Origin of the sequence: Microbacterium oxydans, from assembly GCF_900095745.1 — a bacterium.
GTDB classification, from domain to species: domain Bacteria; phylum Actinomycetota; class Actinomycetes; order Actinomycetales; family Microbacteriaceae; genus Microbacterium; species Microbacterium oxydans_B.
In genome coordinates, this window is the sequence record NZ_FMIR01000008.1 from 42,177 (window position 1) to 62,558 (window position 20,382).

The 20,382-nt window shown below is 68.3% G+C and carries 21 protein-coding genes and 2 tRNA genes; 15 read left to right on the forward strand and 8 right to left on the reverse strand.

Going from position 1 to position 20,382, the window contains the following annotated elements; genetic code table 11:
• Positions 1 to 22 precede the first annotated feature (22 nt).
• The 8 genes from topA to BQ2383_RS02460 all read left to right on the forward strand — a co-directional run bounded on the left by topA (position 23) and on the right by BQ2383_RS02460 (position 8,238).
• Positions 23 to 2,896: a type I DNA topoisomerase gene (gene topA, locus BQ2383_RS02425; RefSeq protein WP_091028846.1), complete on the forward strand. Its 2,874-nt coding sequence runs from the start codon at positions 23 to 25 to the stop codon at positions 2,894 to 2,896.
• Positions 2,893 to 3,522, forward strand: coding sequence for a dTMP kinase (tmk, locus tag BQ2383_RS02430; RefSeq protein WP_091028849.1), 630 nt, complete (start codon positions 2,893 to 2,895; stop codon positions 3,520 to 3,522). Before topA ends, tmk begins: the two co-directional genes overlap by 4 nt.
• Before the next feature lie 56 nt (positions 3,523 to 3,578).
• Positions 3,579 to 4,736 carry a DNA polymerase III subunit delta' gene (locus BQ2383_RS02435; RefSeq protein WP_091028852.1) on the forward strand — a complete coding sequence of 386 codons (1,158 nt, stop codon included), beginning with the start codon at positions 3,579 to 3,581 and terminating at the stop codon, positions 4,734 to 4,736.
• Positions 4,733 to 6,289, forward strand: coding sequence for an alpha/beta hydrolase (locus tag BQ2383_RS02440; protein ID WP_091028856.1), 1,557 nt, complete (start codon positions 4,733 to 4,735; stop codon positions 6,287 to 6,289). Before BQ2383_RS02435 ends, BQ2383_RS02440 begins: the two co-directional genes overlap by 4 nt.
• Before the next feature lie 69 nt (positions 6,290 to 6,358).
• Positions 6,359 to 6,431: transfer RNA gene (locus tag BQ2383_RS02445), tRNA-Thr, on the forward strand.
• 66 nt (positions 6,432 to 6,497) lie between these two features.
• Positions 6,498 to 7,079, forward strand: coding sequence for an isochorismatase family protein (locus BQ2383_RS02450; RefSeq protein WP_091028858.1), 582 nt, complete (start codon positions 6,498 to 6,500; stop codon positions 7,077 to 7,079).
• A complete protein-coding gene (locus BQ2383_RS02455; protein ID WP_091028862.1) occupies positions 7,076 to 7,609 on the forward strand; it encodes a DUF1697 domain-containing protein in 534 nt (177 codons plus the stop codon). Before BQ2383_RS02450 ends, BQ2383_RS02455 begins: the two co-directional genes overlap by 4 nt.
• Positions 7,606 to 8,238 carry a M23 family metallopeptidase gene (locus tag BQ2383_RS02460; protein ID WP_091028865.1) on the forward strand — a complete coding sequence of 211 codons (633 nt, stop codon included), beginning with the start codon at positions 7,606 to 7,608 and terminating at the stop codon, positions 8,236 to 8,238. Before BQ2383_RS02455 ends, BQ2383_RS02460 begins: the two co-directional genes overlap by 4 nt.
• A gap of 3 nt (positions 8,239 to 8,241) precedes the next feature.
• Here BQ2383_RS02460 and BQ2383_RS02465 read toward each other — a convergent pair whose 3' ends face one another.
• Positions 8,242 to 8,457 (reverse strand): hypothetical protein, encoded by a 216-nt coding sequence (locus BQ2383_RS02465; protein ID WP_091028868.1) that lies wholly within the window; start codon positions 8,455 to 8,457, stop codon positions 8,242 to 8,244.
• Between the two features lie 25 nt (positions 8,458 to 8,482).
• Here BQ2383_RS02465 and BQ2383_RS02470 point away from each other — a divergent pair, with 25 nt between their 5' ends.
• The gene (locus tag BQ2383_RS02470) at positions 8,483 to 8,998 is read left to right on the forward strand and encodes a CGNR zinc finger domain-containing protein (RefSeq protein WP_091028871.1); all 516 of its coding nucleotides are present in this window, start codon (positions 8,483 to 8,485) and stop codon (positions 8,996 to 8,998) included.
• 9 nt (positions 8,999 to 9,007) lie between these two features.
• Here the strand turns inward: BQ2383_RS02470 and BQ2383_RS02475 are convergent, their stop codons facing one another.
• A complete protein-coding gene (locus BQ2383_RS02475) occupies positions 9,008 to 9,553 on the reverse strand; it encodes a type 1 glutamine amidotransferase domain-containing protein (protein ID WP_091028875.1) in 546 nt (181 codons plus the stop codon).
• A gap of 175 nt (positions 9,554 to 9,728) precedes the next feature.
• Here BQ2383_RS02475 and BQ2383_RS02480 point away from each other — a divergent pair, with 175 nt between their 5' ends.
• A complete protein-coding gene (locus BQ2383_RS02480) occupies positions 9,729 to 10,193 on the forward strand; it encodes a hypothetical protein (protein WP_091028878.1) in 465 nt (154 codons plus the stop codon).
• Between the two features lie 28 nt (positions 10,194 to 10,221).
• On the opposite strand, the gene BQ2383_RS02485 is transcribed toward BQ2383_RS02480, so the two are convergent.
• Positions 10,222 to 10,294: transfer RNA gene (locus BQ2383_RS02485), tRNA-Lys, on the reverse strand.
• 134 nt (positions 10,295 to 10,428) lie between these two features.
• The gene (locus BQ2383_RS02490) at positions 10,429 to 11,088 is read right to left on the reverse strand and encodes a fasciclin domain-containing protein (protein WP_091029214.1); all 660 of its coding nucleotides are present in this window, start codon (positions 11,086 to 11,088) and stop codon (positions 10,429 to 10,431) included.
• Positions 11,089 to 11,253: 165 nt separating this feature from the next.
• Here BQ2383_RS02490 and BQ2383_RS02495 point away from each other — a divergent pair, with 165 nt between their 5' ends.
• The 5 genes from BQ2383_RS02495 to BQ2383_RS02515 all read left to right on the forward strand — a co-directional run bounded on the left by BQ2383_RS02495 (position 11,254) and on the right by BQ2383_RS02515 (position 16,104).
• Positions 11,254 to 12,966 carry a cytochrome c biogenesis protein DipZ gene (locus BQ2383_RS02495; RefSeq protein WP_091028881.1) on the forward strand — a complete coding sequence of 571 codons (1,713 nt, stop codon included), beginning with the start codon at positions 11,254 to 11,256 and terminating at the stop codon, positions 12,964 to 12,966.
• A 31-nt stretch (positions 12,967 to 12,997) separates the two neighbouring features.
• Entirely contained in the window at positions 12,998 to 13,597 is a 600-nt protein-coding gene (sigK, locus tag BQ2383_RS02500) for an ECF RNA polymerase sigma factor SigK (protein WP_205829315.1), read from the forward strand.
• Entirely contained in the window at positions 13,594 to 14,373 is a 780-nt protein-coding gene (locus BQ2383_RS02505; RefSeq protein ID WP_091028883.1) for an anti-sigma factor, read from the forward strand. Before sigK ends, BQ2383_RS02505 begins: the two co-directional genes overlap by 4 nt.
• Positions 14,374 to 14,402: 29 nt before the next feature.
• Positions 14,403 to 15,032, forward strand: coding sequence for a DNA-directed RNA polymerase subunit beta (locus BQ2383_RS02510; RefSeq protein WP_091028887.1), 630 nt, complete (start codon positions 14,403 to 14,405; stop codon positions 15,030 to 15,032).
• A 187-nt stretch (positions 15,033 to 15,219) separates the two neighbouring features.
• Positions 15,220 to 16,104: an aminodeoxychorismate lyase gene (locus BQ2383_RS02515; protein WP_091028891.1), complete on the forward strand. Its 885-nt coding sequence runs from the start codon at positions 15,220 to 15,222 to the stop codon at positions 16,102 to 16,104.
• A gap of 71 nt (positions 16,105 to 16,175) precedes the next feature.
• On the opposite strand, the gene pstB is transcribed toward BQ2383_RS02515, so the two are convergent.
• The 4 genes from pstB to pstS all read right to left on the reverse strand — a co-directional run bounded on the left by pstB (position 16,176) and on the right by pstS (position 20,239).
• Complete coding sequence (gene pstB, locus BQ2383_RS02520) at positions 16,176 to 16,955, reverse strand: phosphate ABC transporter ATP-binding protein PstB (protein ID WP_091028894.1); 780 nt, start codon at positions 16,953 to 16,955, stop codon at positions 16,176 to 16,178.
• A gap of 29 nt (positions 16,956 to 16,984) precedes the next feature.
• Entirely contained in the window at positions 16,985 to 18,088 is a 1,104-nt protein-coding gene (gene pstA / locus BQ2383_RS02525) for a phosphate ABC transporter permease PstA (protein WP_091028898.1), read from the reverse strand.
• Between the two features lies 1 nt (position 18,089).
• Positions 18,090 to 19,040, reverse strand: a complete 951-nt coding sequence (gene pstC / locus BQ2383_RS02530; RefSeq protein WP_091028903.1) for a phosphate ABC transporter permease subunit PstC — start codon at positions 19,038 to 19,040, stop codon at positions 18,090 to 18,092.
• 92 nt (positions 19,041 to 19,132) lie between these two features.
• Complete coding sequence (gene pstS, locus BQ2383_RS02535) at positions 19,133 to 20,239, reverse strand: phosphate ABC transporter substrate-binding protein PstS (RefSeq protein WP_091028908.1); 1,107 nt, start codon at positions 20,237 to 20,239, stop codon at positions 19,133 to 19,135.
• Between the last annotated feature and the right edge of the window lie 143 nt (positions 20,240 to 20,382).

The following is a 20,382-nucleotide window of genomic DNA, read 5'->3' on the forward strand; positions in this document are numbered from 1 at the left end:
GCTTCGAAGAAAGGACGCACCCTTGGCTGAAGGCAAGAAGCTCGTCATCGTCGAGTCCCCGACGAAGATGCGGTCTATTCAGGGATACCTCGGCGACGGCTATGAGGTACTCAGCTCCGTCGGCCACATCCGCGACCTCGCTGACAAGAAGGACATCCCGGCTGCCGATAAGCAGGCCTACGGGAAGTACTCCATCGACATCGACAACGGGTTCGACCCGTACTACGTCGTCTCCGATCGGAAGACCAAGACGGTCGCCGAACTCAAGCGCGCGCTGAAGAGCGCCGACGAGCTCCTGCTCGCCACTGATGAGGACCGCGAAGGCGAGGCGATCGCCTGGCACCTGCTCGAGACGCTCAAGCCCAAGGTCCCCGTCAAGCGCATGGTTTTCCACGAGATCACCAAGGACGCGATCCAGGCGGCCGTCGGCAACACGCGTGAGCTCGACCACGACCTCGTCGACGCGCAGGAGACCCGCCGCATCCTCGACCGTCTGTACGGCTGGGACGTCTCGCCTGTCCTCTGGTACAAGGTCAAGACCGGCATCTCGGCCGGACGCGTGCAGTCGGCCGCGACCCGCCTCATCGTCGACCGTGAGCGTGAGCGCATGGCGTTCACCTCGGCCGAGTACTGGGACGTCGATGCTCAGGCCGCCGCGACCGGCACGTCGTTCAAGATCCGCCTCGTGCGCGTCGACGGCGGCCAGCTCGCCCGCGGCACGGACTTCGACGACAGCGGAAAGCTCAAGAAGGCCGTCGTCATCCTCGATGAGGCCACCGCCGCCGCGCTCGCCGAGGCGGTCGACGCCGTCGGCGCCGGCAGCGTCACCAAGGTCGAAGCCAAGCCGGGCACACGCAGCCCGTATGCGCCGTTCACCACCTCGACGATGCAGCAGGAGGCGGGGCGCAAGCTCTCGATGGGCGCCAAGCAGGCGATGGGTGTGGCCCAGCGGCTGTACGAAAAGGGCTACATCACATATATGCGTACCGACTCCACGTCGCTGAGCACCCAGGCGGTGCAGGCGGCGCGGAGCCAGGCGGTGGCCCTCTACGGCGACGCCGCGGTGCCGCTGAAGCCGCGCGTGTACAAGTCCAAGAGCAAGAACGCGCAGGAGGCCCACGAGGCGATCCGTCCCTCGGGCGACACCTTCCGCACGCCCGCCTCTCTCTCGTCCGAGCTCGACCGCGACGAGCAGCGCCTCTACGACCTCATCTGGAAGCGCACGGTCGCCAGCCAGATGTCCGACGCGAAGTACGAGACCACCACGGTCACGATCGCCGTCGACGCCGCGGGCAAGAAGGCCGAGTTCACGGCCTCCGGAACCGTCTACACCTTCAAGGGCTTCCTGGAGGCGTACGAAGAGGGTCGCGACGAGAAGCGCGGTGACGCGGATGCCGCCGAGAATCAGTCGCTGCCTGCCGTCGCTGTCGGAGATCAGCTCGCGGTGTCGGATGCCGAGGCCAAGGGGCACCGGACCACGCCGAAGCCGCGCTACACCGAAGCCTCGCTCGTGAAGGTGCTCGAAGAGAAGGGCATCGGCCGTCCATCGACGTTCGCGTCGATCCCCGAGACCATCCTCGACCGCGGCTACGCGGTCAAGCGCGGACAGGCGCTCGTGCCGACCTGGCTCGCGTTCAGCGTGGTCCGGCTGCTCGAGGAGCACTTCGCCGAGCTGGTCGACTACGACTTCACCGCGGCGCTCGAGGACGACCTCGACACGATCGCCCGCGGCGAGCAGAACCGCGTGGAATGGCTCAAGTCGTTCTACTTCGGCTCCGATTCGCACGTGGGCCTCCGCCAGGTCGTCGACAACCTCGGCGAGATCGACGCGCGGGCCCTCAACTCCACCCCCATCACCGACATCGCCACGCTGCGCTTCGGCAAGTACGGTCCGTACCTCGAGGTCGCCGACCCGGAGAACCCCGACGCCAAGCCGCGCATCGTCAACGTGCCGGAAGACCTCGCACCCGACGAGCTGACCGCCGAGAAGGCGCAGGAGCTCATCGACGCTCCCGTCGCGGGCGACCGCGTGCTCGGGGAGAACCCGGAGAACGGCAAGATCGTCGTCGTCAAGGACGGCCGGTTCGGTCCGTACGTGCAGGAGAACGACCCGGTGTCCGAGGACGCGGCGGTCGACGAGACGACCGGCGAGGTCGTCGAGGCCCCGAAGCCGAAGCGTGGAGCGAAGAAGGAGACGGCCCCGAAGCCGCGCACCGCATCGCTGTTCCGCTCGATGTCGGTCGACACGATCGAGCTCGATACCGCTCTGCAGCTCCTGAGCCTGCCGCGTGTGGTGGGCGTCGACCCCGAATCGGGCGACGAGATCACGGCGCAGAACGGCCGCTTCGGTCCGTACTTGAAGAAGGGCACCGACTCGCGGTCGCTCGAGAGCGAGTCGCAGATCTTCGACGTCACGCTCGAGCAGGCGCTGGAGATCTACTCCCAGCCGAAGTACGGTGCCGGTCGTCGTGCATCCAGCGCACTCGCCGAGTTCGAGGCCGACCCCGTCAGCGGCAAGCCGATCCGCATTCGCGACGGCCGCTTCGGCGCCTACGTGACCGACGGTGAGACGAACGTCACGATTCCGCGCGGGCAGACCGTCGAAGACATCACGTTCGAGATCGCCGTGCAGATGCTCGCCGACAAGCGTGCGAAGGGCCCGGCTCCCAAACGCGGAGCGGCCAAGAAGGCCCCGGCCAAGAAGGCACCCGCCAAGAAGCCCGCCGCCAAGAAGCCCGCCGCGAAGACCGCGGCGAAGTCGACGGCCGCGAAGAAGGCCCCGGCGAAGAAGGCGACGGCGGCGACGTCGGCCGCACGGTCGGCTGCGGCGAAGAAGGCTGCGGCCACTCGTGCCGCGAACGCCGCCGCGAAGGCCGCGGAGAAGGCGGACTCGTGACCTCAGGTCACGGGGCGTGGATCACGCTCGAAGGCGGAGACGGCTCCGGCAAGACCACGCAGTCGAATCTGCTCGCGGAGTGGCTCGAGGGTACCGGGCGAGCGGTCGTGCGTACGCGCGAACCCGGTGGCTCCGAGGTCGGGCAGCTCATCCGCGACATCGTGCTGCATCATCGAGGTGACATCGCGCCGCGCGCCGAGGCGCTGCTGTATGCGGCCGACCGCGCGCACCACGTCGCGACCGTCGTGCGACCCTCGCTCGACCGTGGTGAGGTGGTGCTGCAGGATCGCTACCTCGACTCGTCCGTGGCGTACCAGGGCGCCGGCCGTGTGCTCGATGCGACCGAGATCCGCGACCTCTCGCTGTGGGCGGCCGAAGGCGCACTGCCCGACCTGACGGTGCTGCTCGACCTCGACCCTGCAGCGGCGCGCACCCGCCTCGACTCCGCCGACAAGCCGTTCGACCGCCTGGAAGCGGAACAGGCGGAGTTCCACGGGCGCGTCCGCGACGCGTACCTCGCCCTCGCGGCGGCCGAGCCGGACAGGTTCCTCGTGCTCGACGCCGCCGCAGCACCGACGGCGATCGCCGAGCAGATCCGTGCGCGGGTCGGCGCACTGCTCGGCTGACCTGCGCGAGCGACGCCCATGCCGTCGGCGTCGGTGGTCGCGATTAGGCTGAGTGCATGCCCCGCACCGATCCTGCTCCTTTCCCGTGGGCGGATGTGTGGGGGCAGGATGCTGCCGTCGACACTCTGCGTGCGGCTGCATCCGATCCGGCTGCTCTCTCGCACGCCTGGCTGATCACCGGCCCGCCCGGATCCGGCCGCTCGACTCTCGCGTACGCGTTCGCGGCCGCGCTGGTCGCCGACCACCCCGAAGATGAGGCCGTGATGCGGCAGGTCTTCGCGGGCACCCACCCCGATGTCACGGCGCTCCGGACCGACAAGGTGATCATCACGATCGCCGAGGCCCGCGCTCTCGTGGAGCGCTCGTACTTCGCACCCTCCGCCGGTCGGTATCGCGTGATCGTCGTCGAAGACGCCGATCGCATGGTCGAACGCACCTCCAATGTGCTGCTGAAAGCACTCGAGGAGCCGCCCGAGCAGACGGTGTGGATCCTGTGCGCGCCCAGCGAGGCCGACCTGTTGCCGACGATCCGCTCCCGGGTCCGCTCGCTGCGACTGCGTGAGCCGGATGTGGCTGACGTGGCCCGGCTCATCACCCTGCGCACGGGGGCCGATGAGGCTGTCGCCGAGCAGGCCGCGCGGCATGCGCAGCGCCACATCGGCATGGCGCAGCGTCTCGCCACCGACGACGCGGCTCGGCGTCGGCGCGACGAGACCCTCCGGTCGGTCATCGGGGTCCGCGGCGTCGGCGACGCGGTCGATGTGGCGGGGCGGGTCATCCAGGCCGCGACCGAAGACGCGAAGGCCCTCACAGCGGAGCGCGACGCGCAGGAGCGGGCTTCGCTCCTGCGCACGATCGGAATCGCCGAGGGGCAGGCCGTGCCGCCGGCTTTGCGCACGCAGCTCTCGGCCCTCGAAGACGATCAGAAGAAGCGTGCCACGCGCAGCCTGCGTGACGGCATCGATCGCGTGCTCACCGACCTGCAGTCGCTGTTCCGCGACGTGATCATGCTGCAGTTCGGCCGCGGCGACGATCTCATCAACAGCGAGCTGCGCCCCGAGCTGGAAGGCCTCGCCGCGGCCTGGTCCGAGGCCCGTACCCTTGTCGTACTTGACCACCTTGCCGAGACGCGGCAGTCGTTGGAGCGCAACGTCGCTCCGCTGCTCGCATTGGAGAGCTTGCTCGTGACGATCACGAGCGGGAGGAAACCGTGAACAACAGATCGACTTCCCGCTTCCGTCGTGCCGCCGCGGTCATCGCCGGCCTCGCCGCGGCATCCGTCGCGCTCTCGGGCTGTCTCTACGCGATGATCCCCGAGCAGTCCTCGCGCCCGGCGACGACCATCGTCCCCGACACCGACGGGGTCGCCGAAGATCTGCTGCCGTTCTATTCGCAGGAGCTGGAGTGGACGGACTGCGGCCCGGGCTTCGACTGCACCGATGTGACGGCGCCCCTCGACTGGGAGAACCCGGGAGCCGGTGACATCAGTCTGTCGGTGATCCGGCATCGCGCGCAGGGGACCCCCGTCGGCTCCCTGCTGACGAACCCGGGCGGTCCCGGCTCGAGCGGTGTGGAGCTCGTCCAGAGCAGCCTCGACTTCGCCGTCGGGCCCGATCTCATCGAGAACTACGACGTGATCGGCTTCGATCCGCGCGGAGTCGGGGGCTCGACCGCGGTGACCTGCTACGACGCGCCGCAGATGGACGACTACCTCTACGGTATCCCGTCCGCTGCCCGTGGCACCGCGGAGTGGGAGGCCGAGCTGCTCGACGCGCACAAGTCGTTTGCCGAAGCATGCGAGGCGAACAGCGATGGCATCCTGCCGCACGTCACGACGGTCAACTCCGCCCGCGACATGGACCTGATCCGCGCCGTGCTGGGCGACAAGCAGCTCAACTATCTCGGGTACTCGTACGGCACGTTCCTCGGGGCGACCTACGCCAAGCTCTACCCCGAGAAGGCCGGACGATTGGTGCTCGACGGTGCCATCGATCCCGCCGTTCCGGGGCTCGAGGTGGGCGCGACTCAGGCTCTGGGCTTCGAGTCGGCGCTGCGCGCGTACATGCAGAACTGCCTCGACTCGGGAAACTGTCCCTTCAACGGCACCGTGGATGAGGCGATGGCCGACCTCGGGGCGCTGCTGGCGAGCGTCGACCGCACGCCGCTCGAGAACGGCGACGGACGCATGATGGGTGCGGACTCGCTACTGACGGCGATCATCGCCGCGCTGTACTCGCAGGACAGCTGGGACATCCTCACCCAGGCGCTCGAGGAGGCGCTGCAGGGCGACCCGACCACGGCCTTCCTGCTCGCCGACTACTACAACAAGCGCGGCGATGACGGGGTCTACACCGACAACTCCACCGAGGCCTTCCGGGCATACAACTGCATGGACTATCCGGTCGAAGACGATCCGGCCGCCGAAGCCGCGATCGAGGCCAAGATCGCGGAGGGGGCGCCGACGATCGCCCCCTATTGGACCGGACCCGATTCCTGCGAGGTCTGGCCCTACCCGCCCACCGGCACGCGCGGCGAGATCACGGCCGAGGGTGCGGGCCCCATCCTCGTGATCGGCACGACGAACGATCCGGCGACGCCGTACGAGTGGTCCGAGTCGCTCGCCGACCAGCTCGAAGAAGGCGTCCTCATCACCCGCGTCGGCGAGGGCCACACCGGTTACAACAAGGGCAACATCTGCGTGGACGACGCCGTCGAGGCGTTCCTGCTCGACGATGTGGTGCCCGAAGACGGCCTGCGCTGCGAGTGAGGCGGGCTCGATTCGCGAGCGAGCACGAGACAGGGTAATATCGGTGATCGTGCCGCTCACGCGTCGCACGCCGCCTTAGCTCAGTCGGCAGAGCATCTCACTCGTAATGAGAAGGTCGTCAGTTCGATTCTGACAGGCGGCTCCGAAGGCCCCGTGATGTGAAAACATCGCGGGGCCTTTCCCGTTCCCTGCGGCGTACCCTCGAATCATGAGCAGAGCGCTTCTCATCGTCGATGTGCAGAACGATTTCACGGAGGGTGGTGCGCTGGCCGTTGCGGGCGGCGATGCGGTGGCCGCCGCCGTCACGAGCTTCCTTGCCGCGCACTCTTCGGACTATGGGGTGATCATCGCGTCGCGGGACTGGCATGACGCGGAGGGCGACAACGGCGGACACTTCGCGGAGACGCCCGACTACGTCGACTCGTGGCCGGTGCACTGCGTCGCGGGTACCGACGGTGCGGAGTACGATCCGCTCCTGGTGACGGATGCCGTGACGCACCACGTCCGCAAGGGGCAGGGCAAGCCGGCCTACTCGATGTTCGAGGGGGAGACGGAGGCGGGTGAGACCGTCGGCGCGCTCCTCACTGCTGCGGGTGTGCTCAGCGCCGACGTGATCGGCATCGCGACCGATCACTGCGTGCGAGCGTCCGCGCTCGACGCGATCGCCCACGGCGTCCACGTCCGCATCCTGACCGACCTCATCGCCGGGGTGGCATCGGAGCCGAGCGAAGCGGCCCTCGCAGAACTCGTGCATGCGGGGGCGGAACTGGTCGAGAGCACCGACGCGTGAGCCGCAGCGTCCTGCTGCTCCGGGCTGTGAACGTCAGCGGGCGCAACAGCGTGCCGATGGCACGGTTGCGAGAGGTGCTGGCGACCGAGACCGATCTCGCCGACGTGTCGACCTACATCGCGAGCGGCAACATCGTCTGCGCGACGCCGAAGAACCCGGATGCCGCATGCTCCGCCGTGCGCGTCGCGATCCACGAGGAGTTCGGGGTCGACACCCCGGTCATCCACCGGACACACACGCAGCTGGTCGCGTCGGAGTCCGCTCAGCCGTTCCCCGAGGGTGACGTGAAGTTCGTGCACGTGATGTTCCTCGAGGGATCGCCCTCGGCAGGGGCGATCGAGGCGCTGGAGGAGCGACGTCTGCCGGAGGAGCGTATCGCGCTGATCGGCAACGACCTGTGGATCGACTACGGGAGTGGCGGCGTGCACTCCACGAAACTCACGAAGGCGGTGTTGGACCGTGCGCTGGGAGTGGCCGGGACCGCGCGCAACCTCCGGACGACGCGCACACTCATCGAGCTGACGGCGTGACCCCGCCGGATGCCGTCGAGCTGGCCCTGCCGTTCACCGGACGGTGGCTGGTTCAGAACAGTCCGGCATCCCGCATTCCCAGCCACGGCACCGACCTGTTCGGCACGTCGCACGCGATCGACTTCGTGCCCGTCGGGCCGGACGGGCGCAGCGCCCCGCGCACCGTCGCGAGTCTGATCGGCACGGAGGACCCGGACACCTTCGCCGGGTTCGGCCGCCCGATCCTCAGCCCCGCGGCGGGCGAGGTCGTGGCCGTCCACGACGGCGAGAGCGACCACGTCGCGCGACGGTCACCGCTGTCGCTGATCGCGTACGCGCTCACTCAGCCATCGCGCATTCGCGGGGGTGCTCCGGCGATCGCGGGAAATCACGTGGCGGTTCGCGTGGGCGACGCCCTTGTGCTTCTCGCACATCTGCGGAAGGGGAGCGTCCGGGTGCACAGAGGTCAGAGCGTCGCGATCGGCGAACAGCTGGGGGAGTGCGGCAACTCGGGCAACAGCACGGAACCGCACCTGCATGTTCAGGTGTCCGACTCGCTCGCTCGCGAGGCCCGTGGCATCCCGATCGCCTTCGGCCGACGCGATGGCGCCTGGTGGATTCCGCGGAACGGCGAGATCGTCGAGGCCTGAGACTCAGCCCTGGACCCCGCCGGTCTCCGTGCTCAGCGCGGTCGGCGGCGTGTGCGGGTGCGACTGCAGGTCGACGCGGCGGGTGCCGCAGCCCCCGCACCGTACGTAGAGGACGACGCCCTCACTGGTCGGATGCCGGGATTCGACGAGCCACGCGTGCTCGTGGGTCTCTATCTCGGGCCGGATGCGGGGGATCGGGAGGGTGTTCTGCGAGGTCATGCATCCAGCGTGGTGTAATGGTCTTATGCATCTCAACCCTTACGGAGAATATGCGGTGCTCCTGGCCGCCTCCCTCGCCAACGACTGGCCGTCCGACCGTGCCGGGATCGCGGAGCGCACCCTCGAGTTGGGCATGACGCAGACCTTCCCGCCGGCTGCCGACGACCACGAGAAGATCAGGGCGGTCATCGACGACTGGCTCACGATCGTCGACGAGTCCGACCCCGACGCCCGTGCTCTGCTGCTGAACGCGCAGCTCGCGGCCGCCGCCGCCTACCCGCGGCTCACGAACCACGACGGGGAGGGCTGGCACCTGCACTACCGCGACGACGTGCCGTCACTGCCGTACGTGCTGCGGGCGATCATCAGCCTCGGCACCTCGCTGCACCTCGTGACCCGCGGGATGAGCAGGCTGGGGAGGTGTCAGGCCGCGCCGTGCACGAACGTCGTCGCGGATGTGACTCGCAACGGCCGCCAGCGCTTCTGCTCCGTGCGCTGTGCGAACCGCGCGGCCGTCCGACGGCACCGGGCGCGGGCCTGACACCACCGCTCAGGCGGTCTGCCCGGAGTGCTTGCCCTCGCCGATCTCCTCGACGAGCTTCGCGTTGAAGGCGGGCAGGTCGTCGGGCGTGCGGCTGGAGACGAGGCCCTCGTCCACGACGACCTCCTCGTCGACCCAGGTCGCCCCGGCGTTGCGGAGGTCGGTCGTCAGGCTCGGGTAGCTGGTGAGCGTCCGCCCGTCCACGACACCGGCCTCGATGAGGATCCAGGCGCCGTGGCAGATCACGCCCACCGGCTTGTGCTGCTCGAAGAAGGCCCGCGCCAGGGCGATCGACGGCTTGTCGAGGCGCAGGTGGTCGGCGTTCACGACGCCGCCGGGGAGCACGAGAGCGTCGAACTGGTCGGCCGAGGCGTCGGAGGCGAGGAGATCCACGGCCTGCTCGTGACCGTTCTTCCCGGTGATCGCGGCGCCGTCCGGGGCGATCAGCGTCGCGCTCGCGCCCTCGGCGGTCACCGCATCCCAGGGACTGGTGAGCTCGCTGTCCTCGAATCCGTCCGTCGCCAGGAATGCCACTCGGTTGCCGGTGAGAGTCATGGTTCGTCGTCCTTTCGTGGAGGGTCGTCCGCGGGGAGCGGACGAGTAGACCCTCTCCTGGGATGACCGGATGTGTGAAGGGGGTGGCCACTGCGATGTGCCGGTGATACAGGAGAAGCCGTCGTCTCCGGAGCGCTCCCCTCGGATTCCGCTGCGGCGGCAGTAGCATCCAGACATGCGCGTTCGTCCTGCTCTCGTCCTTCTGCCGGTGCTCATTCTGCTCGCGGGCTGCGCCCCCGAGCCGGCTCCGAGCCCGTCGCCGTCGACGTCGTCGACCTCTGCGCCCACGTCGCCCACTCCCACACCGTCTGAGACCTCCGCGCCGACCCCGGACCCGACGGAGGCCGCCTCGGAATTCTCCGGTCCCCAGCTCGTGAAGCTCTGCACCGAGAAGACACGCAGCCTGGCACCGGACGCGACCTACTACGCCGACATGGCGACCACCGAGTGGCTTGCGGAGAAGTCCCTCTGGTTCGTCGTCATCCCCAAGACGCTGGACGGCCAGGACAGCGTCGCGGTGTGCGCGATCGGCGGTACCCCGAAAGCCCCGACGTTCGAACTCGAAGGCGAGACGCTGCCCAGTGGCGTGGCCGACATCCGCGCGGAACTGCTGGCGGGCGAGCACGACGGCGAATCCTGAGACAGATGCCGCCGCGCTCACCCTGCGGTGGGCCCCGTGGGGCTCGAACCCACGACCCGCGGATTAAAAGTCCGATGCTCTGCCAACTGAGCTAGAGGCCCCTCCTCAAAGTCTAGTGCGCACGACGAGGGGCCGTCGGCGATGCAACATCGCCGACGGCCCCGTCTCCTTCTCGGGTGGCTCCCCCTACTCCGAGAAGGCCGCGTGCCGGGTCCTCCTCCCGGCCATCCCGTGCTTAGGAAGCCGGGGGCATCAGGACCGTGTCGATCAGGTACACGGTCGCGTTCGCGGTCTGCACTCCACCACAGACGATCTTGGCGTCGTTGACCATCCAGTCATCGCCGCTGCCGGTGACCTCGAGGTCGGCACCCTGGACCGTCTTGTGCATGCCCTCGATGTCGGCCGGCTCGATCTGGCCGGGGACCACGTGGTACGTCAGGATCGAGCTCAGTGTCGCGCTGTCGGTCTTGAGAGCCTCGATGGTGGCCGGGTCGATCTTCGCGAAGGCGTCATCCACCGGTGCGAACACGGTGAACTCGTCTCCGTTGAGCGTGTCGACGAGGTTCACGTCGGGGTTGAGCTGTCCACTCACCGCTGCGACCAGCGTGGTCAGCATCGGGTTGTTGGATGCGGCGACAGCGACCGGGTCCTGGGACATGCCCTGGATCGATCCTGCGCCCTCCGGCACGGCTTCGGCGTAGGCGGCGCAACCGGGGCCCACGAGGTTCGCGGCCGGGTCCATCTCCATCGGCGTCGACTCCGACGTCTCGGGAGCCTTGGGCTCGGTGGACTCCTCCGTGGTGCTGCCGCTGCCCATCGAACAGGCGGAGAGCAGGAACGCGCTCGCCAGGCCGAGGGTGATGGCTGCGGTGACCTTCTTCTTGGTGCTGAACATGTCGAGCTCCTTCAAGAACTGAGCCACGGCCTCTCCGTGGCGTCGAGGGCTGTTCGGAGCACCTTCGAGATCGGATGGGAGAAATCTCAGAAATCTCTCAGATCGATCGAATCCAATCCGTTGTCGCCCCCGGAGCGAACAGCTCCCGACAGAAGTGGGGACCTCATGGACCTGATCATCATCGGCCTGCTCGGCGGGCTCATCACCGGCATCTCGCCGTGCATCCTGCCCGTGCTGCCCGTGATCTTCCTCACCGGGGGTGCGCAGTCGGCACGGTACGAAGACGAGGTGGTGCCCGCCAGGCGCAGCCGTCCCTACTTCGTGATCGCGGGGCTGGTGCTGAGCTTCACACTCGTCACGCTCGGCGGCTCACTGCTGCTCGGACTGCTGAATCTGCCGCAGGACATCATCCGCTGGGTCGGCATCGCGGTGTTGATCATCATCGGCGTCGGGCTCATCGTGCCGCGGTTCCAGCACATCCTCGAGCGGCCGTTCCAGCGGTTCGGACAGCGCGAGGTGAAGAACCGGGGGAGCGGCTTCGGCGTCGGCCTTGCGCTCGGTGCCGTGTTCGTGCCCTGTGCCGGCCCCGTGCTGGCCGCCATCATCGTCGCGGGCTCCACCGGTCAGATCGGCATCGGAACCGTGCTGCTCACCGTGTCGTTCTCGATCGGGGTGGCGGTGCCGCTGCTGATCTTCGCCCTCGCCGGTCGCAGCGTCGTCGAGCGCATCCGCTCTTTCCGCTCGAAGGAGCGCGGGTTGCGCATCGCCGCCGGCATCGCGATGATCGCGCTCGCCGTCGGACTCGTGTTCAACGTGCCGCAGGCTCTGCAGCGTCTGCTGCCCGACTACACCGCTCCGCTGCAGGAGCAGATCGCCGACTCCGATCAGGTGAAGGACGCCCTCGACCTCGGCGGACTCGTCAATGAGGAGAACAAAGACCTCGACAAGTGCACCAACGGTGCGGAGGAACTCGAGTCGTGCGGAACGGCGCCGTCGATCAAGGGCATCCAGGAATGGCTCAACACGCCGGATGGTGAGGCCCTCGACCTGAAGGACCTGCGCGGCCAGGTGGTGCTGATCGACTTCTGGGCGTACTCGTGCATCAACTGCCAGCGTTCGCTGCCGCATGTGGTCGCCTGGGATGAGGCGTACCGCGATGCGGGGCTCCAGGTGATCGGCATCCACTCTCCCGAGTACGCGTTCGAGAAGGACCCGGGCAATGTGGCGGCCGGTGCGCGGGACTTCGGCATCGAGTACCCGGTCGCCCTCGACAACAACCTGTCGACGTGGACGAACTACCGCAACCGCTACTGGCCCGCGCACTACCTGATCGATGCGGAGGGAACCGTGCGCCACATCTCGTTCGGCGAGGGAAACTATGCCGCGACCGAGTCGATGATCCGTGAGCTGCTGAAGGACGCGGATCCGTCCGTCGACCTTCCTGGCGCGACCGACGTCGAGGATGACACACCCGATGTGGGGTCGACCACGAGGGAGACGTTCCTGGGCTCGTCGAAGGACGTGAACTACGGCGGCGGCGGCGACTACCGCTCCGGCACGAACGCGTACACGATCCCGAAGGATCAGCCGGCGGACAGCTTCGCGCTCGACGGCGACTGGACGATCGAGACGCAGTTCGCGACTCCCGAGAGCGACGACGGCCGGATCAGTCTCGAGTATCACGCCGCCGAAGTGCGGGTCGTGGTCGCCGGGACGGGAGACATCGAGCTCCGCCGCGACGACGGATCGACGGAGACCATCGCGATCGACGGCACTCCGCGCTCGTACGAGCTGCTCAAGCAGGCCGATATCGCCGAAGGCACCCTCACGCTCGACGTGCCGCCGGGGATCCAGGTCTATTCCTTCACATTCGGGTGACGTCTGCGCGGGTAGGGAGAGGAGATACGGCATGCTTGTGGAGATGGTCATCGACGGAATGGACGTCCCGGAGGACGGCGCGACGCAGGATGCTGTCGGCGACCTCCTCGTGCGCGTCGCCGACGGTGACCAGGCTGCCTTCGCGGCCCTCTACGACGCCCTCTCCTCCCGCGCCTTCGGGCTGATCCTCCGTGTCCTGGTGAACCGGGCGCAGAGCGAGGAGGTCCTGCAGGAGGTCTTCCTGGAGATCTGGCAATCCGCTTCCCGCTTCGCTCCGAACAGAGGTCAGGGACGAGCGTGGGTCATGACGATCGCACATCGTCGGGCCGTCGACCGGGTGCGGGCATCGCAGTCGAGCGCCGACCGCGATGTGCGGGCCGGGTTCAAGGACATCGGTGTGGCACACGACAGCGTCGCAGAACAGGTGGAGTTGGGAATCGAAGGCGAGAAGGTCGTCGACGCTCTCTCGGGGCTTCCTGAGGTGCAGCGCGAGGCACTCGTCCTCGCCTATTACGGCGGTTACAGTCAGAACGAGATCGCGGCCCTGGTGGGCGCGCCGCTGGGAACGATCAAGACACGAATGCGAGACGGGCTGACCCGACTGCGCACGGCGATGGGGGTGACGGCATGAACGAGAAGGAGTTCGCAGAGCTCGCGGCAGGTGCCGCCCTGCACGCTCTGTCGGCAGAAGATGAGCGCCGCTTCCACGACGCGCTCGCCGCACACCCGGAATGGCAGACCATCGTCGAAGCGGATGCCGGTGCAGCCGGGATGCTCGCCGAGACGGCCGCGACGGTGGATCCGCCCGCGAGCATCCGATCCGCTCTGCTCGCGCAGATCGCCGTGACGCCGCAGTGGCGCGCGTCGGACGGAGACGAGCCGCGTGCGGCCGCTCCCGAACCGGTAAGCCGCGCCGCGGAGGAGCCCGCCGTCGAGTCCCCGCAGCCGCGCCGCTGGACTCGCACGGTGTTCGCGTTGGCCGCGTGCCTCGCCCTCCTCGTCGGTGTCGGCATCGGCGCAGTGGCCTTGAATCAGCAGCTGAACCGCCCCGCGAGCGTGGTCGCCCTGCAGGAGATCGAAGCGGCAGGAGACGCCGAGCAGGCGACGGTCGCGCTCGATGACGGCGGAACGGCCACGGCGCACTGGTCGGGCTCGGTCGGCAAGGCCGTGCTGGTGGCGGACGGGCTCCCGAATCCGGGGGAGGGCGAGACCTACGAACTCTGGTTCGTGCGCGGTGATGCCCCGGTCTCGGCGGGCGTGTTCGATGTCGACGGCGGTGATGCGACCGCCCTGCTCGATGGCGACATGCAGGCGGGCGATGCGATCGCGGTCACCGTCGAGCAGGCGGGCGGGTCGCCGACGGGGCAGCCGACGACCGACCCGGTGATCGTCATCCCCACGGCCTGAGCGTCGCCGATCGCGCGTACCCTGGATGGATGCCTGAGCAGCACCACCGCCCCGTGCGCCGACCGACCTCGTCCTTCGACAACATCGTCGGCGCGCACGATCCCGCCGAAGAGACGCGGGTCGCACACGCCACGGCATCCGCTCTGCTGACCCGCGTCCGCGCAGACGAGAGTGGAGCCAGCGCGGAGCGGCTCGTGGCGTTCACCTCCGAGCACGGCATCGACGAGATCGCGGAGCTGTGGTCCAAGGCTCCGTCCCGCACGCTTCCCGGAGCTCTGTGGCGCCTGTACGTGCTGCAGCTCGCGATCCACGCCGACGCCCGCACGGCCGCGCTGCTCTACGACCGCGGTCGGGTGGAGCTGGCTTCGGCAGACGTCGTGATCGCCGGTGCTCCCGTGCCGGCGAGTCCCGATGAGCTAGTCGCGCTGGTCGACACGATCCTGCGCGGGGCATTCCGCGGCGACTTCGCCGTGGCCCTCGACCGCGCTGCCGCGTTCTGCCGGGTGCAGGCTTCGGGTGCGACGCACACGGCGGACGACTACGAGCCGACCGAGCCCTCGCGAGCGAGTGAGTTGACCACCCGAGCGCTGCGCCTGAGCAGCTATGCGCAGGATCTGGCGGCCGCCGCGGTGCTGTGGCGCACGGGGGCTCTCAGCTGACGGACACGTTCCGACGGGCCGAGAGGCCCTGGGAATGCGCCGGACAAAGAAAAGACCGGGCCGCAAGAACGCCTCTCGGCGGAAGGCCGCTCGTAGCGGCGAAAAATGGAGCCCGGGGTTATGCGGCCCGGCCACTCAATTGTAACGCGATGCGGCCACGCCTATTCCCGCCCTCTAGGCTCGGATCATGACCGGGCGTTTCGCACTCATGATCGATCCCGTGGCCGCCGAGGAGCAGCGCTCCGAGTACGCCGACACGTTCACGCAGGTGGACGCCGCGGCTCCGGCGCTCAGCGTGGGGGAGCTGAGCACGCAGCGCGGTGACGGCGTGTTCGAGTCGATCGGCGTGGTCGACGGGCATGCGCAAGAGGTCGTCCCGCACCTCGAGCGGCTCGCGCATTCGGCACGCCTGTGCGATCTTCCCGTGCCGAACCTCGCGCAGTGGCGCCAGGCCATCGACCGGGCGGCCGCCCAGCTGGGTGCGGGCGAATCCGTGATCAAGCTCATCCTCAGCCGCGGCGTCGAGCACGGGCCCACGCCGACCGCGTGGGTGACGGCCGCGCCGGCATCCGACTTCTCCGCCGTACGGGAGACGGGCGTGCGCGTCGTCACCCTCGATCGCGGATACGACCTGGGTGCGGCCGAGCGAGCGCCGTGGCTGCTGCTGGGCGCGAAGACGCTCTCGTACGCGGTGAACATGGCGGCGCTCCGCGAGGCGCACCGGCGCGGGGCGGACGATGCGATCTTCCTGTCGAGCGACGGCTTCGTGCTGGAGGCGCCGACGGCTTCGCTCATCCTCCGCTTCGGCGACCGCTTCGTCACGCCGGCCCCGAACGGCGGCATCCTGCACGGCACGACGCAGCTCAGTGTGTACGAGCACCTCGCTGCGCAGGGATTCGAGGTCGGCTACGACCGCATCCCGGCGACGGATCTCTTGCAGGCGGATGCCGCGTGGCTCGTGTCGAGCGTCCGCCTCGCTGCGGCCATCACCGCCGTCGACGACGTCACCCTCCCGGTCGACCAGGCCCTGACCGCCGACCTGAACCGCTACCTGCTCTCCCCGCGCGACTGAGCGTCCGCGGGTGCGCACAGAAGAGGGCCCAGGAGTAGATACTCCTGGACCCTCTTCGCGGAAGCCTCAGCTCACCCGAAGCGGCCGGAGACGTAGTCCTCGGTGGCCTGTACGGACGGCGTGGTGAAGATGCTCGTCGTGTCGTCGTACTCGATGAGCTTGCCCGGCTTGCCCGTGCCGGCGATGTTGAAGAATGCCGTCTTGTCGGACACGCGGGATGCCTGCTGCATGTTGTGCGTGACGATGACGATCGTGAACTCGTTCTTGAGCTCGCCGATCAGCTCCTCGATCGCATAGGTCGAGATCGGGTCGAGGGCCGAGCACGGCTCGTCCATCAGCAGCACCTGCGGCGACACGGCGATCGCGCGGGCGATGCACAGACGCTGCTGCTGTCCGCCGGAAAGGCCCGACCCCGGCTTGTCGAGGCGGTCCTTGACCTCGTTCCAGAGGTTCGCTCCGACCAGGGACTTCTCCACGAGGGCGTCCTGATCGCTCTTCGACATGCGGCTGTTGTTGAGCTTCACGCCCGCGAGGACGTTCTCCTTGATCGACATCGTGGGGAACGGGTTCGGGCGCTGGAACACCATGCCCACCTGGCGGCGCACGAGCACCGGGTCGATGCCGGGGCCGTAGAGGTCCTTGCCGTCGAGCAGCACCTCTCCCTCGACGCGGGCGCCGGGGATGACCTCGTGCATGCGGTTGAGCGTGCGCAGGAACGTGGACTTCCCGCAGCCCGACGGGCCGATGAAGGCCGTGACGCTGCGTGGCTGGATGTCGAGGGAGACCCCTTCCACGGCGAGGAAGTCGCTGTAGTAGACGTTCAGGTCGTTGACTTCGATGCTCTTGGACACTGCTGTTCCTTGCTTGTCGGGTCGAGGGCTCAGCGGCCGGTCTTGGGGGCGAAGATCTTCGCCACGAGGCGGGCGATCAGGTTGAGCAGCATGACGATGATGATGAGCGTCAGGGCGGCTGCCCAAGCCCGTTCGACGTATGCCTCCGCAGGGATGCCCTGGTACGCGTACTGGGAGTACGTGAACACGGGGAGAGTCTGCATGCGGCCGCTGAACAGGTTGTAATTCATGGCGTCGGTGAATCCGGCCGTGAGGAGCAGCGGCGCCGTCTCGCCGATCACGCGGGAGATGGCGAGCATCACACCGGTCGTGATTCCGGCGATCGAGGTGGGGAGGACCACCTTGACGATCGTGAGCCACTTCGGCACCCCGAGCGCGTAAGCCGCTTCGCGCAGCTCGTTCGGTACGAGCCGCAGCATCTCCTCGGTGGAGCGCACGACGACCGGGATCATGAGCACGGCCAGGGCGACCGAGCCGGCGATGCCCATGCGCACGCCGGGTCCGAAGATCAGGGCGAAGACCGCGTAGGCGAACAGGCCGGCGACGATCGAGGGGATACCCGTCATGACGTCGACCAGGAAGGTGATGGTGCGGGCCATGCGCCCGCCCTTGCCGTACTCGACCAGGTATACGGCCGTCATCAGGCCGATCGGGATCGAGATGACCGCGGCGGCGAGGGTGACGAGGAGCGTGCCGATGATGGCGTGGAGGGCGCCGCCGCCCTCGCCGAGGACACCGCGCATCGACGAGGAGAAGAACAGTCCGTCGAAGCGGGCGACCCCGTTGGCGACCACCGTGATGGCGACGGAGACCAGCGGCACCATCGCGATCGCGAACGCCGAGGTGACGACGCCGGTGATCAGACGGTCGAGCGCCTTCCGGGGGCTCTCGATGATGCGTGACATCACGTAGATGAGCACCAGGTAGATGAGGGCCCCGAAGACGACGGAGCCGGCGATGTTGAGGTCGGATCCGCTGGCGAGCGCCGTGATGGCGAACGGCGTGAACCCGATCAGGAGGGAGAGGCCGAGAAGAGCCCAGGGCGACCAGCGAGGGAGGTGTCCCGAGCTGAGCGCGAGCGGGGACGGGGCCGCGCTCGCGGCGAGCGATGTTTCGGGGGCGGTAACGGTCATGTCAGTTCGCTCCCGAGAATTCCTTGCGGCGGTTCACGAACCAGCGTGCGATCGCGTTCACCGCGAAGGTCACGACGAACAGGATCAGACCGGTCGCGATGAGGATGTTGATGTTGACCTGGTACGCCTCGGGGAACGTCAGCGCGATGTTGGCTGCGATCGTGGAGGGGTTCGTGGAGGTGAGCAGTTCGAACGTGACGGCCTTGCTCACCGAGAGCACCATCGCGACGGCCATGGTCTCACCGAGCGCCCGGCCGAGGCCGAGCATCGAGGCGGAGACGATTCCGGATCGGCCGAAGGGCAGAACAGCCATCCGGACCATCTCCCAGCGGGTGGCGCCGAGGGCGAGGGCGGCCTCCTCGTGGAGGCGAGGGGTCTGCAGGAAGATCTCGCGGCAGATGGCCGTGATGATCGGGACGACCATGACCGCGAGCACCATGGCGGCGGTGAGGATCGTGCGGCCCGTGGGGGAGACGACGCCACCGAAGAACGGGATCCAGGAGGCGTTCGTGTTCAGCCAGACGTAGATGGGCTGCACCGCGGGTGCGAGGACCAGGATGCCCCAGAGGCCGAAGACGACCGAAGGGACGGCGGCGAGCAGGTCGACCACGTAGCCCAGACCCTGAGCGAGTCGTCGCGGGGCGTAGTGGGTGATGAAGAGCGCCACGCCGAGCGAGAGGGGGACGGCGAGGAGGAGGGCCAGGAAGGCCGCCCAGACGGTGCCGAAGAGGAGCGGACCGACGTAGTCCCAGAAGTTGGTCTTGAGGAGGGAGGCCTCTTCGGCGGTCGCGGTGAAGGCCGGGATCGACTGAACGATGAGGAAGATCGCGACCGCGGCCAGCGTGATCATGATCATGGACCCGGCGGCGACCGCCGTTCCGGAGAACCAGAGGTCACCGGCGCGCTTCTTCGCGACGATGCGCGTAGACGCCGGCGAGGTCGTGGCTGTCATGGGAGCTGCTTCCTGCTCAGTGGAGATCGGGTGTCTGACGCGAGCAGACGGTCTCCGGGACGCCGTATGGCATCCCGGAGACCGTCATCGACTCACTTGATGAGGTCGATCGCAGCCTGTGCCTGCGTGCGCAGGTCGTCCGAGATCGGGGCGCTGCCGGCGTTCGTCGCGGCGACGTCCTGGCCCTCGGCGCTGATCGCCGTGGTGAAGAACGCCTTGGTCAGTGCGGCGACGTTCTCGTCCTCGTACTCGGCGCAGCCGATGAGGTAGCTGACGAGGAGCACGGGGTACGCGCCATCAGCGGTCGTGGTGCGGTCGATCGCGAAGGCGAGGTCGCCGTCGGTGCGGCCTTCCTCGATCTTCGACGCGTCGAGCGTGGCAGCGGCGCCCTCGGCTGAGTGCGGCACGAACTTGTCGCCGACCTTGACGTTGACGGCCGAGAAGTCGGCAGCCTGCGACGAGTCGATGTAGCCGATGAGGCCCTGTCCGCCCTTGACGGCGTTGGCGACACCCGAGGTCTTCTCGGCGGACTCGCCGGCGAGGTCGGCCGGCCACTCCTCGACGCTGCCCGCGGTCCACACGTCGCCCGCGGTCTGCGCGAGGTAGTCGGTGAAGTTGCCCGTGGTGCCCGACTTGTCGGAGCGGTGCACCGGCGTGATGGCGAGGTCGGGGAGCTCAGCGTCGGGGTTGTCCGCGGCGATGGCCGGGTCGTTCCACTTGGCGATCTTGCCGGCGAAGATCGACGCGATGGTCTCGGGGGCGAGGTTCAGCTCGTCCACGCCGTCGAGCGAGAAGACGATGGCGATCGGGGAGACGTAGGCCGGGATCTCGATGAGGTCGGAGCCGTCGACGCACGCGCCGAAGCCACCGGCCGAGATCTCGTCGGTCTTGAACGCGCGGTCGGAACCGGCGAAGTTGACCGCACCCTGCTGGAAGGACTCGCGGCCGCCGCCCGAGCCCTGCGGGTCGTACTCGACCTGGGCGTCGGGGTTGGTCTTCTGGAACTCGGCGGTCCACGCCTGGATGGCGACCTGCTGCGAGGATGCGCCGGCGCCGACGAGCGAGCCGCTGACGGCCGCGACGTCGGAGGTGGGAGCTTCGGTGGAACCGGTGCCGCCTTCGTTCGCGGCACAGCCGGCGAGGGCGAGAGCGGCGACGGCGCCGATGGCGCCGATTCGTGCGATTCGGGAGATCTTCACTGTGGATCCTTCGATCTTTGATGGGTGGGGCCCGGTGCAGGGCACACAGTGACGCTATGGGCGACGGTTAACGAGACTCTCCCGAGCAGGTGAACGGCAGGTGAACGACGGGCGACTCTCTGGGGTGCTCCCGCGAGATTGCG

Bases quoted from the DNA above. Each gene is read 5' to 3' on its own strand.
- BQ2383_RS02435 (WP_091028852.1), top strand. From the start codon at position 3,579: ATGCCCCGCACCGATCCTGCTCCTTTCCCGTGGGCGGATGTGTGGGGG.
- BQ2383_RS02450 (WP_091028858.1), top strand. From the start codon at position 6,498: ATGAGCAGAGCGCTTCTCATCGTCGATGTGCAGAACGATTTCACGGAG.
- BQ2383_RS02465 (WP_091028868.1), bottom strand. From the start codon at position 8,457: ATGACCTCGCAGAACACCCTCCCGATCCCCCGCATCCGGCCCGAGATA.
- BQ2383_RS02470 (WP_091028871.1), top strand. From the start codon at position 8,483: ATGCATCTCAACCCTTACGGAGAATATGCGGTGCTCCTGGCCGCCTCC.
- BQ2383_RS02475 (WP_091028875.1), bottom strand. From the start codon at position 9,553: ATGACTCTCACCGGCAACCGAGTGGCATTCCTGGCGACGGACGGATTC.
- BQ2383_RS02480 (WP_091028878.1), top strand. From the start codon at position 9,729: ATGCGCGTTCGTCCTGCTCTCGTCCTTCTGCCGGTGCTCATTCTGCTC.
- BQ2383_RS02490 (WP_091029214.1), bottom strand. From the start codon at position 11,088: ATGTTCAGCACCAAGAAGAAGGTCACCGCAGCCATCACCCTCGGCCTG.
- BQ2383_RS02495 (WP_091028881.1), top strand. From the start codon at position 11,254: ATGGACCTGATCATCATCGGCCTGCTCGGCGGGCTCATCACCGGCATC.
- sigK (WP_205829315.1), top strand. From the start codon at position 12,998: ATGCTTGTGGAGATGGTCATCGACGGAATGGACGTCCCGGAGGACGGC.
- BQ2383_RS02505 (WP_091028883.1), top strand. From the start codon at position 13,594: ATGAACGAGAAGGAGTTCGCAGAGCTCGCGGCAGGTGCCGCCCTGCAC.
- BQ2383_RS02510 (WP_091028887.1), top strand. From the start codon at position 14,403: ATGCCTGAGCAGCACCACCGCCCCGTGCGCCGACCGACCTCGTCCTTC.
- BQ2383_RS02515 (WP_091028891.1), top strand. From the start codon at position 15,220: ATGACCGGGCGTTTCGCACTCATGATCGATCCCGTGGCCGCCGAGGAG.
- pstA (WP_091028898.1), bottom strand. From the start codon at position 18,088: ATGACCGTTACCGCCCCCGAAACATCGCTCGCCGCGAGCGCGGCCCCG.
- pstC (WP_091028903.1), bottom strand. From the start codon at position 19,040: ATGACAGCCACGACCTCGCCGGCGTCTACGCGCATCGTCGCGAAGAAG.